The organism is Dysgonomonas sp. 216, assembly GCF_010501065.1.
Classification (GTDB): domain Bacteria; phylum Bacteroidota; class Bacteroidia; order Bacteroidales; family Dysgonomonadaceae; genus QVMM01.
The window spans coordinates 345,433-358,458 of sequence record NZ_QVMM01000001.1; the positions used below are offsets into that span (position 1 = coordinate 345,433).

The following is a 13,026-nucleotide window of genomic DNA, read 5'->3' on the forward strand; positions in this document are numbered from 1 at the left end:
TAAAATATTGAAAATTCCAACTTATGAAAAATCTATTAACGACTGTTTTGTTCTCATTTTTAACACTATCGAGTGTTTTGAGTAATGAAAAAGAAATTGTTAGGGTAGAGACCAACGATTTGTCTATGATTTTTACCGCAGAAACAGATGGTAAAATTGTGTATCATTATTGGGGTGAAAAAGTTAATAATATAACACCTGTTCTTGATAGGAGGTTTAAAAATCAACCGGATACAAATGACGAATTAGTGCCACAGCTATACCCAGCCTATGGAGGGCGTTATTACTTGAATCCGGCATTAAAATTAACACACGAAGATGGCGTACTAACAACCGATCTTGTATATGTGGGTTCTAAAACTAAGGTTTTGGACTCGAACAGAACAGAAACAGTTATTAGCCTGAAAGATAAAATATATCCTGTTTTTGTAGATGTGAAGTTTATTGCATTTCGGGCCGAAAATATAATCAGCCAATCGGTTAGCATTACCCATCAGGAGAAAAAAGGAATTCAGGTTGAGAATATAGCGTCAGCATATATTCCATTGCATGCCGAATCGTATTACCTTACTCATTTTAACGGAACTTGGGCGGCAGAAATGCAAATGGAAGAAGAAATGCTTACGCACGGAGTGAAAGTTATAGAATCGAAAAAAGGAGTGAGGACTACTCAATCCGAAAATCCTTCTTTTATACTTTCGCTAAATGCTAAAGCTCAAGAAGACTCAGGCGATGTTTATGCCGGATGTTTGGCTTGGTCAGGTAATTATAAGTTATCTTTCGAGTTAGACGAAACGGGTAGCCTTAATATATTGGGAGGGATGAATCCGTTTGCTGCATTGTATAATTTAAAAGCTAGCGAAAAAATAGAAACTCCGGAAATGATATTAACATATAGCAATCGGGGGAAAGGACAAATTACCCGTAATTTTCACGATTGGGCACGTAAATATTCTTTGGCACATGGCGATGAGCTTCGTCCAATACTATTGAATAGCTGGGAAGGTGCGTATTTTAGTTTCAACGAAAAAACCTTAACCGATATGATGGACGATGCAGCCGGTTTTGGTGTTGAAATGTTTGTGCTTGACGATGGTTGGTTCGGGAATAAATATCCTCGTAATGGCGATAATGCAGGATTGGGAGATTGGCAGGTAAATAAAACGAAACTGCCCAGAGGTATAAATTATCTGGCTGATTACGCTGTAAATAAAGGTCTTAAATTCGGGATATGGATAGAGCCGGAAATGGTTAATCCTGATAGCGAATTGGCTAAAAAACATCCCGAGTGGATAGTAAAAAGTGGAAAACGCGATATTTTACCAATGCGTAACCAGTGGTTGTTGGATTTAAGTAATCCAAAAGTTCAGGATTTTGTATTTAATACTTTTGACGAAGTTTTGGCTATGTCGTCTAATATAAGTTATGTTAAGTGGGATGCAAACAGGCATGTAGATAATGCCGGTTCTGATTATCTGGCTAAAAATGAACAGTCTCATTTCTGGTACGAATACGTAAAAGGCCTTTATTCTGTATATGATCGTATAAGGGCAAAGTATCCTGATGTGATGATTCAGTTGTGTTCGTCAGGTGGAGGACGTTTAGATTATGGTGCGTTAAAATACCATGACGAATTTTGGGCTAGCGACAACACCAATGCTCTCGACCGCATATATATACAATATGCAACTAACACGTTTTTTCCGGCAATAGCAACAGGTTCGCATGTGTCGACAAGCCCGAATCACCAGACAGGAATGATTATACCAATTAAATTCCGTTTCGATGTTGCTATGTCAGGTCGTTTAGGACTTGAATTACAACCTAAAGATATTGTAGGCGACGATCACGGATTTGCGAAAAAAGCAATAGAAACATATAAGCAAATACGCCCTATTGTGCAGTTTGGCGATTTGTATCGTTTGGTATCACCTTACGATGTAAATTCATGGGCATCGCATATGTATGTATCTAAAGATAAAAAACAATCGGTGTTTTTTGCTTATAGTTTAAAATATCATGGACGTACAACTTATTTCGATACGCGTTTAAAGGGTTTAAACCCCGATAAAAACTATAAGGTTACAGAAATAAATAGCCGTTCGGGACATAGTTCGTTCAACGGCAACGGCAAGGTGTTTTCGGGCGACTATCTGATGAAAATAGGTGTAAATCTGAATATCGGAAATCCGTTCGATAGTGCAGTGTTGCTGATAACTGAACAATAATTATAATATTTGACTCTTAAATATAAATATCATAAAAAATGAAAATTAACTATTGGAAAACGACGTTTATCGTTTTTGCTCTGTTTTGTACGGGCATTATTGTTGCAAATCCTTTATCAAGGGAAATAAAAGAGGATTGGCGTTTTCGTCAGGGAAGTTCTCAAAATTGGTTTCCTGCTACGGTGCCGGGAGTAGTACATACCGACTTGATGGCAAATGAGATAATTGAGGACCCGTTTTTTAGAATGAATGAAAGAAATGTTCAGTGGATAGATAAAGAAGACTGGATGTATGAAACTCATTTTGATGTGAGTGACGATATGTTTAAAAAAGACAATATTCGCCTGCACTTTATGGGGTTAGATACATATGTTCACGTATATTTGAATGAGCAACGTATTCTTGAAGGCGACAATATGTTCCGCGAATATAAAATAGATATTAAGGATAAAGTTAAAGCTAAGGATAATAAACTGGAAGTTTATTTTATATCGCCCATAAAAAACGATATACCTAAGTTCGATTCTTATCCATACCGTTATCAAACGGGCCCCGATCAATCGCATCACGGAGGTATTTTTAATAAAACGGTAAGCCCTTTTGCCCGTAAGGCTGGTTATCATTATGGTTGGGACTGGGGTCCACGTTTAGTTACTTCGGGTATATGGCGTCCTGTCTATCTTGAGGCATGGAGCGATTTGAAACTGGAAGATGTATTTATCCGTCAAAAAGATGTGACCAGCAAGAAAGCTGTAATTTCGGTTGAAACAGAGATTTTAGCAGATAATGACAGTCGTGGTGCAAAGGTAACAGTGAAAGATAAAAATTCGGGAACTGTTTATGGAACAACAACTGCCGATTTGCAAAAAGGTTCTAACAAAGTTGTAGTTGATTTTACGGTTAATAATCCTAAACTTTGGTGGTCGAACGGCTTGGGCGAAGCTCATTTGTATGACTTTCAGACCGATGTGGCTATTGGGTCGAATGTTTTGGATAGCCATACTATAAAAACAGGTTTACGTTCGATAAAGGTTGTAACGGCTGAAGATAAACAAGGTTCGCCTCTTTATTTTGAACTTAACGGCGTGCCTGTTTTTGCAAAAGGAGCAAATCTTATTCCCGATGATAACTTTTTACCTCGTGTAACACGCAAAAAACACGAAAAATCGGTATTAGATGCCGTAAATGCGAATATGAATATGTTGCGTGTATGGGGTGGTGGAATATATGAAGATGATAACTTCTATGAATTCTGCGATAAATACGGAATATTGGTTTGGCAAGATTTTATGTTTGCATGTAGCTTTTATCCGTCTGAAGGAAAATTTCTTGAATCTGTAAAATATGAGGCGATCGATAATATCAAACGTCTTCGTAATCATCCGTCTATAGCAGTGTGGTGTGGAAATAACGAGGCCTACTATTTCATGTATAATTGGAACTTGAAAAAGAATTATGCCGATCAAAACCCTGAATATGCTCAGATTATCATGCGTCAGTATTTCGATTTGTTCCATAAACTATTGCCCGATATGGTAACCGAATATCAACCCGAGGCTGTTTACAGGGCCTCGTCGCCATACGGATATCCGGGAGAAGCCGATGATCCTAATCATGGAGACCGTCACTATTGGGGTGTATGGCATGGACGTCAGCCAATAGCTCAGTATAATAAAGAGAAAAGCCGTTTTTTCAGTGAATATGGCTTCCAATCGTTCCCCGAATTTGAATCGATAAAGTTATATGCTCCAAACCCTAAGGATTGGGCTATCACTTCGGAGGTAATGATGGCGCATCAACGTGCCGGATCGTATGCAAACGAACTTATTGAAGAATATTTATTGAAAGAATATCAAAAACCGAAAGATTTTGAATCGTTCCTGTATATGAACCATGTGTTACAGGGCGATGCTATTAAAATAGCTATGGAATCGCATCGTAGAGATATGCCTGTTTGTATGGGTACTTTATTCTGGCAACATAACGATTGCTGGCCGGTAGCATCGTGGGCTAGCCGCGACTATTATGGACGATGGAAAGCTCAGCATTATTTTGCCCGCGAAGCATATAAAGATGTTTTGGTATCTCCGATAGCTGAAGATGACAAACTTGATATCTATATTGTTTCTGACAGGCTTAAAGGTTCGAAAGGTACGCTTGTTTTAAAAGTAATGAAATTGGACGGTACCGTTGTTAACGAGAAAAAGATGTCGGTAAATATACCGGTAAATACAAGTAAAGTTGTGTTCTCGTCTGATATTGCTAAATTATTAGGAGGTGTTTCAAAAAGCGATGTTGTTGTTCATGCTTCGTTAAAAGATTCGCAAGGAAAAGAGTATAAGAACAATTATTTCTTATTGCAACAAAAAGACATTAACTTCCCGAAAGCCAATATAACTAAAACAGTAAAACCTGTTTCGGGAGGTTTTGAAGTTACATTGAAGTCTGACAATTTTGCACGGGCTGCGTTTATGTCGATTGAAGGAATTGACAATTTCTTCGAAAACAACTATTTTGACCTTTTGCCAAGCCAATCGGTAACAGTTATGGTTACTTCTACACTTCCTGAAAATGAATTTAATAAACAATTAAAAGTAATATCGTTGAGCGATGCCTATTAAGGCATCCTCACGATACTACTTATATGTTTTGTGTATAAATATAAAAAAGTCCTTATTTAAGGATTTCTAACTGAAAATTTTAAATCATGAAAAATTACAAATTTGTAACATTACTACTGTTAGGTATTTTGCTGTTTTCTTGTGGAAACAAAACTTCTTTTGTTTCGGGAAAGTGGGCATTGGATTACGATACTGATAAAAAATGTATAAACATAACTAAAGATTCGAATCTTGTGTTCAATGATTTATATCCAACATATAAATTAGGTGAGCGAGTTGTTTCGTCTAAAGATTATTCTAACGTTGATATAAAAGAAGAAAATATTAACGACGAATTTGGAAAAGGTAAGGCTTTCAAATTTATTTTTACCGAAAAAAGCCTGCCTACACTTACACAAATCTTTTATGTATATCAGGATAAAGATTATGTGTTAACAGATTTTTCGTTGAGCTCGAACGACGAAATAGCGTCAAACTATATGGCTCCGGTAAATATCGATAAAATGAAACCTGTGCTAAATGCTGGTAGCAACAGGGCTCTGTTTATTCCTTACGATAACGACTGCTGGATTAGATATCAATCGCATCCGCTTACATTCGATAACTTAACAAGTTACGAAGTTACAGCTATATTTAATAATGCCGATCGGAATGGTATTGTTGTAGGTTCTATTGAACACGACAACTGGAAAACAGGTGTGAAAATGGAAAAAGGCGACGAAAATAACATTGGTTCGCTTGTTTGTTATGGTGGTGTTGCCGATTCTACAACCCGCGATTCAAAACCTCATGGTGCATTAGTAGGGAAAGCTATAAAATCGCCAAAAGTTTTAATCGGTTTATTCAATGACTGGCGTAATGGTTTGGAAGTGTATGGCGATGCAAATGCTATTGTTGCTCCTCCTAAAGAGTGGAATAAAGCAATGCCTTTTGGTTGGAATAGCTGGGGTGTATTACAGTTTAAACTGACCTATGCAAAAGCGATGGAAGTTTCGGACTTTTTTAAAGAACACTTACAGAATAACAATTTCCAGAATCAGGATGGAACTATTTATGTTGGATTAGATTCGGGTTGGAATAGTTTTTCTGAAGATGAACTAAAATCTTTCGTGAAAAAATGTAAGGAAAACGGACAAATTGCAGGAATATACTGGACACCGTTTACCGATTGGAGCCGCGATCCGGAAAGAACTGTTGGCGAAGCTCCCGAGTATAAAAATAAAGATATATATGTATATGCAAATGGCAAACCTCAAAGTTTAGATGGTGCTTATGCTATTGACCCTACTCACCCTTCTGTAGAGATAAGGATGAAACAAACATCGGAATTGTTCCGCCGTTGTGGCTTCGAGTATGTGAAGATGGACTTTATGACGCATGGGGCTATGGAAGGCGACAAATGGTATAAAGAGGATATACAGACCGGAACACAGGCTTACAATTACGGAATGCAGTTGTTGAACAAGTATTTTGGCGATATGTATCTCAATTTGTCTATATCTCCGATATTCCCTGCGCATTATGCTCAATCGCGCCGTATTGCTTGCGATGCATGGAATAAAATTAAAGATACGGAATATACAATGAATGCTCTTTCGTATGGTTGGTGGATAGACAGAGTATATCAGTATAACGATGCTGACCACATAGTGTTGAAAGATGCAACAGAAGGCGAAAACAGAGCACGTGTTACTTCGGCTATCATTACAGGACTTTATATTGCAGGTGACGATTTCAGTAAAGAAGGATTGGAAGAAGGTAAAAAACGATCGGTAGCATACCTTACAAATGCCGAAATTAATAAAATAGCAACAGGAGAATCTTTCCGTCCAATTGATGGTGATGGCGAAAAATCGGAGAATAAGTTTATCCGTAAAGACGGCGATACAACTTATTTTGTAGTATTCAATTACGAAGAGGAAAGTAAAGTTATAAATGTTCCTTTGGAAAGAATTGGTCTTGATGCGTCGCATAAATATTCGCTAAAAGATCTTTGGAGTGGTGAGAATCTTGATCTGAAAGCTTCTCTTGTGGTTCCGGGAAAAGATGTAAGATTGATAAAGATAACAAAGTAAAACGAGATGAAAATAAAAACATTCGTTCTATTATTATGTTTCGGCTTGCCATTAATAGCAATGTCAGACAATTCTAATCCGCTGAAACTATGGTATGATAAACCTGCAACAGAATGGATGCAAGCTTTGCCGCTCGGAAACGGGCGGCTTAGTATGATGGTATACGGCGGCATAGACTCTGAAACAATTGCATTGAACGAAATAACAATGTGGTCGGGGCAACACGATAAATTTCAAGAGCGTCCTTGTGGAACAGAAGTTTTATCGGATATTCGACAATTGTTTTTTGACGGAAAATATGTTGAAGGAAACCATATTGCTTCTGAATTTTTAGCAGGGTTACCACATTCTTTTGGTTCGCATGTTCCTGTAGGCGATTTAAAAATAGATTTTAAATATACCGACAAAGAGATAAAGGATTATAAACGGGTACTGAATCTGAAAAATGCGGTAAGTGAGGTTTCGTTTAAGGCCGGAAATGTAGGCTATAAGCGTGAATATTTCTGTTCGAATCCTGACGATGTGGTTATTATCCGTTTATCATCGGACAAAAAAGGTAAATTGAATTTTGATCTGTCTTTTGACTTGTTACGAGAATCTCAGGTACTATCACAAGATAATGGTATTGAATTTACGGGTACAGTATCTTTTCCGAAACAAGGCCCCGGAGGGGTTGGTTTTATGGGGAAAGTAACTGTTAAAGTGAATAATGGAAAAATATTGGCTAATGGCGGAAAAATAACAGTAAAGGATGCTACAGAAGCTGTTATAGCTTTAGATATCCGTACCGACTATAAGAACCCTAATTATAAGTCTGATTGTGCAAATAGTGTATCGAAAAGTATACAACAGAATTATAACAGGTTAAAGGATAAACATATAAAAGACTATTCTGCATTGTTTAGCAGAGTAGAACTTTCGTTCGGAAAAAGTGAAGCTGATAATTTACCAACAGATGTTCGTTGGGCAAATGTAAAAAGCGGAAAAAACGATATTGGGCTCGATGCCTTATTTTTTCATTATGCTCGTTATTTATTAATAGCCAGTTCTCGCGAAAATTCGCCTCTTCCTGCTGCATTGCAAGGTGTTTGGAATGATAATCTGGCATGTAATATGGGGTGGACAAACGATTATCATCTTGATATAAATACTCAACAGAACTATTGGTTGTCTAACATCGGTAATTTGCACGAATGTAATGCCCCATTATTTGAGTATATAAAGGATTTGGCCCATCATGGCGAAATTACAGCGCAAAAGATGTATGGAACCAGAGGCTGGACGGCTCATACTGTTGCTAATGTTTGGGGATATACATCTTCGGGATCTAGTGTAAACTGGGGATTATTTCCTACCGGAAGTTCGTGGATTGCATCGCATTTATGGACTCATTATAGCTATACATCCGATAAAGATTTCTTAAGAAAAGATGCATATCCTTTATTGAAAGGTAATGCTGTTTTCTTGCTCGACTATATGGTCGAACATCCGAAAAATGGTTATCTGATGACAGGGCCAAGCACATCGCCCGAAAACTCGTTTGTTTATGATGGACAACATATATCGTTATCAATGATGCCTACATGTGACCGTCAGCTTGCTTACGAAATTTTTTCTTCCTGCGTCGAAGCTTCCGAAATATTGGGAATTGATGCTGCTTTTCGCGACACATTAAAAAATGCTATAGCTAAATTGCCTCCTATAATGATTGGAAAAAGCGGAGCTATACAAGAGTGGTTCGAAGATTTTGAGGAAGCCCAACCTAATCACAGGCACACTTCGCATCTGTTAGCATTATACCCATTTGCGCAAATAACACCGGAGAAGACTCCGGAGCTGGCTAAAGCTGCCGAAAAAACGATAGAATACCGCTTGGCTGCCGATGGTTGGGAAGATGTGGAATGGAGCAGGGCAAATCTTATTTGTAATTATGCCCGGCTAAAAGATGCTCAGAAGGCATACAGCAGTGTTGTAGATATGCAACGCTTTTTTGCCAGAGAAAATCTGTTGACTATTTCGCCCGAAGGTATTGCTGGCGCTCCTTACGATATATTTGTATTTGATGGCAATGAAGCCGGAGGTGCAGGCATTGTAGAAATGCTGATACAGAGTCATTTGGAATATATCGAATTTTTACCTGCATTACCTAAAGAGTGGAATACCGGTTATTTTAAAGGTTTGTGCGTAAGAGGTGGTGCCGATGTTGATCTTAAATGGAAGGATGGAAAAGTATCTGAAGCTAAAATAGTAGCAACATCAGATAATGCTTTCAGAATAAAATTGGATACAGAACAGCTTATTCCCCAACTAAAGAAGAATGGACGTACTATTATGCTTAAGCAACAAGCTAATGGTTTATTATCGTTCGAATTGAAAAAAGGGGAAACTATGGAGTTGGATTATAATGTTTGAAAAACTTCTTCCCATAAGTAAATAATAATTACAAAATATAAATAATTATGACTTTTAGAAAGCAATCTTTATTTGTTGCATTTTTTTTATTAGTTGCGTTTAGTGCACAAGCTCAAACGAAAAAGGTTACCGATTACGTAAATCCGTTTATCGGGACAGGGGCTGTCGAATCCAGCCTTTCGGGGAATAATTATCCCGGAGCAACGTCGCCTTTTGGTATGGTACAGCTTAGTCCTGATACGCGTACGGAGATTGATTGGGACAAAAATTCGGGTTACGACTATAACGATAAAACTATTTTAGGCTTTAGCCATACACACATGAGTGGTACAGGTTTGGCCGATTTTTTTGATATTCTGTTTATGCCTGTTGTGGGGAACATTGACGAGTCGACAACCGATCCGTCCCGTTTTCAATCGAAATATTCTCACGATCAGGAAAGTGCAAGTCCCGGGTATTATCAGGTAAAACTGTTGGATTACGATATAAATGCGGAGCTGACAACTACCACACGTACGGGTTTTCATCGTTATCATTATCCAAAGGGAAAGCAAGCCCGTTTGATAGTGAACCTCAATCATTCGCGCAAAAAAGGAAGTTGGGATACTCAAATTGCAAATGCGCAGATAAGGCAGGTTGACGACTATACTATTGAAGGTTACAGGGCAATAACAGGATGGGCAAGATTACGTAAAGTTTATTTTTATGTGAAATTCTCAAAACCTATTGTTCGGAATATAATGACTGACGGAGGGCTTATATATAGAGATTCTAAAGTGCTGAATAGCCGCAATATGAAAGGTGTTTTTGATTTTGACACTGAAGATGGAAAACCTTTACTGGCTAAAATCGGCATTTCGGCGACAAGTATAGCCAATGCAAAAAATAACCTGAATAGCGAAATTGCAGGTTGGGATTTCGATAAAGTTAAAGCTGCGGCAGATGCTGAATGGGAAAAAGAATTAGGAAAGATAAAAATTGAAGGGACCGAAAAGCAAAAAACTATTTTCTATACAGGTCTTTATCACGCCTTTATTCAACCTAATACAATGTCGGACGTAAATGGCGATTACATGACTACCGCTTTTAACAACAGCAATGTAAGCACAAGTGGTAAGGGTGTTCATTATTCGTTGTTCTCGTTATGGGATACTTATCGTGCTGTTCATCCGCTGTATACACTTGTTCAACAAGACAGAACAGCCGATTTTGTGAAAAGTATGATTCGCCAATACGATACCGAAGGATATTTGCCTGTATGGCAATTGTGGGGGCAAGATAACTATTGTATGATAGGAAATCACGCTATTCCTGTTGTGGTAGATGCCGTAATGAAAGGTATACCGGGCTTAGATGCCGAAAAAGCTTACGAAGCTGTTAAAAACTCTTCGTTAACAAGCCATTTGAACTCTCCGTTCGAGGTTTGGGAAAAGTATGGTTATATGCCCGAAAATATACAAACACAGTCGGTTTCTATAACATTGGAAATGGCTTTCGACGATTGGTGTGTTGCTCAGTTGGCTAAGAAATTAGGTAAACAAGCCGATTATGAACATTTTATTGCTCGTTCGCAATACTATCGTAACTTACATAATGGGCAAACTAAGTTTTTTCAGTCGAAAGATGATAAAGGAAATTGGATTGAACCATTCGACCCTCTGAAATATGGTGCCAATGGAGGACAACCGTTTACCGAAGGAAATGCATGGCAATATTACTGGTATGTTCCACAAGATGTGAAGGATCTTATAAGTTTAACGGGCGGCGATAAAGCCTTTCTTAATAAGCTCGATACATTTTTTACTTTAACAGATAATGATGGAGATGTAAATCATAATGCCTCAGGCTTTATAGGTCAGTATGCTCATGGTAACGAGCCTAGCCATCATGTTGTTTACCTGTACAATTATGCCGGACAACCTTGGAAGTCTCAGTTATATGCGTCTCAAATTATGAAGGATTTATATAATACAACATCTGCAGGTTATGCAGGAAACGAAGATTGCGGACAAATGTCGGCATGGTATGTTTTCAGTGCAATGGGTTTCTATCCTGTAAATCCTGCTAACGGGGTATATGTGATAGGTTCGCCGTTATTGGAAAAAGCTGTAATAGAAGTTGGGAATGCCAAAACTTTCACAGTTTTAGCTCCTAAAAATACCGCTGATGATATTTACATTCAGTCAGTAAAATTAAATGGAAAGAAGTATGACAATACCTACATACTTCATCAGGATATTATGAACGGAGGTGTTCTTGAGTTCAAAATGGGTAAAAAGCCCTCGAAATGGGGTACTAAACAACAGGACAGACCTGATTAATATTCGGTTGCTACCATGAAAAAAACATTGTTAATTCTTCTTTTTTTATTTGCTGGGTATTCAATTCAAGCAAAAGTAATAAACGTTTCGGAATTCGGTGTTTATCCGAATACGTTTCAGGATGTAACAGAAAGTGTAAAAAAGGCAATAAAGGAATGTAAAAATAATCCGGGTTCAACATTGGTATTTCCCAAAGGTCGTTACGACTTTTGGGATACTAATGCCGAGCGGCGTAAATATTTTGTATCAAACACATCATCCGAAACCGATTGTCCTTCAAAGGTAAAAAGCATAGGCCTACTGTTTGAAGGAATAAAGGATGTGACTGTTGAAGGAAACGGTTCTCAGTTTATATTTCACGGAAAGATGATAACGTTTGCTGTCGATCAGTCGGAGAATATCACTATACAAAATGTGAGTGTCGATTTTGAGCGTCCTTCTATGACCGAATTTACATTTGATGAATTATCTTCAAATCATGCTCTGATTACTGTTCACCCCGATTCGAAATATACCGTTATTGATGGACGAATCCGTTTTTATGGCGAAGGTTGGGGTATGAATGATAACTTTTTCAGTATACAAACCGATACGCTTCAGGGAACAAATGTTTACTCATCGTGGGACCCTATAGGCAACAGTCAGGCTACCGAAATAGCACCATTCAAACTAAAACTGGAAAATAATTTTAGTAACGAAAATTACCAGGAGGGTCAAACCCTGACTACTCGATGTCATATAAGAGACCATGTTGGAGTATTTGTAAATCGGTCGAAGAATGTGAAACTCGAAAATATGTATTTACATTATATGCACGGTTTGGGTATAGTTTCTCAATTTTCGGAGAATTTGAATTATGAAAAAGTGCATATAGTTCCTTCTCGCGGGCGAACTATTGCAGCTTTTGCCGATGGTATGCATTTTTCGGGTTGTAAGGGACATGTCGAAATTGAAGATTGTAATTTTAAAGGATTGCACGACGATCCTATAAACGTGCATGGAACATATCTGAGGATTGAAAAAATTCATTCTCCAAATGTTGTTACCATGCGTTTTATGCATGGGCAGACGTACGGAATGGATGCTTTCTTTAAAAACGACACCGTTGCTTTTATTCAATCCGAAACATTACGAAAAATTGGATTTTCGACTGTTGAAGAAACAGAACGTATATCCGACAGGCAGATTAAAGTGCAATTATCGAAACCCTTACCTAAGGGTATACAAGAAGGTGATTGCCTTGAGAATCTAACTTGGACACCATCGTTACACATAAGTGGCTGTCGTATGGAAATGACATGTATAATATAATTGAAAAGTAGTCCACTAAAATAATTGAAAAGTATACCACCAGTTAGGTAAAATGTGT

Annotated in this window: 6 protein-coding genes; all 6 read left to right on the forward strand. The window is 37.8% G+C overall.

Annotated features, from left to right (window positions below):
• Positions 1 to 23: 23 nt before the first annotated feature.
• The 6 genes from D0T53_RS01615 to D0T53_RS01640 all read left to right on the forward strand — a co-directional run bounded on the left by D0T53_RS01615 (position 24) and on the right by D0T53_RS01640 (position 12,968).
• Complete coding sequence (locus D0T53_RS01615; protein ID WP_163264390.1) at positions 24 to 2,228, forward strand: alpha-galactosidase; 2,205 nt, start codon at positions 24 to 26, stop codon at positions 2,226 to 2,228.
• Between the two features lie 38 nt (positions 2,229 to 2,266).
• Positions 2,267 to 4,849 (forward strand): glycoside hydrolase family 2 protein, encoded by a 2,583-nt coding sequence (locus tag D0T53_RS01620; RefSeq protein WP_163264392.1) that lies wholly within the window; start codon positions 2,267 to 2,269, stop codon positions 4,847 to 4,849.
• A gap of 86 nt (positions 4,850 to 4,935) precedes the next feature.
• A complete protein-coding gene (locus D0T53_RS01625; RefSeq protein WP_163264394.1) occupies positions 4,936 to 6,924 on the forward strand; it encodes an alpha-galactosidase in 1,989 nt (662 codons plus the stop codon).
• A 6-nt stretch (positions 6,925 to 6,930) separates the two neighbouring features.
• Positions 6,931 to 9,336 (forward strand): glycoside hydrolase N-terminal domain-containing protein, encoded by a 2,406-nt coding sequence (locus tag D0T53_RS01630; RefSeq protein WP_163264396.1) that lies wholly within the window; start codon positions 6,931 to 6,933, stop codon positions 9,334 to 9,336.
• 47 nt (positions 9,337 to 9,383) lie between these two features.
• Positions 9,384 to 11,657, forward strand: a complete 2,274-nt coding sequence (locus D0T53_RS01635; protein ID WP_163264398.1) for a GH92 family glycosyl hydrolase — start codon at positions 9,384 to 9,386, stop codon at positions 11,655 to 11,657.
• Positions 11,658 to 11,672: 15 nt separating this feature from the next.
• On the forward strand, positions 11,673 to 12,968 hold the full coding sequence (locus tag D0T53_RS01640; RefSeq protein ID WP_163264400.1) for a right-handed parallel beta-helix repeat-containing protein: 1,296 nt from the start codon (positions 11,673 to 11,675) through the stop codon (positions 12,966 to 12,968).
• Positions 12,969 to 13,026 lie beyond the last annotated feature (58 nt).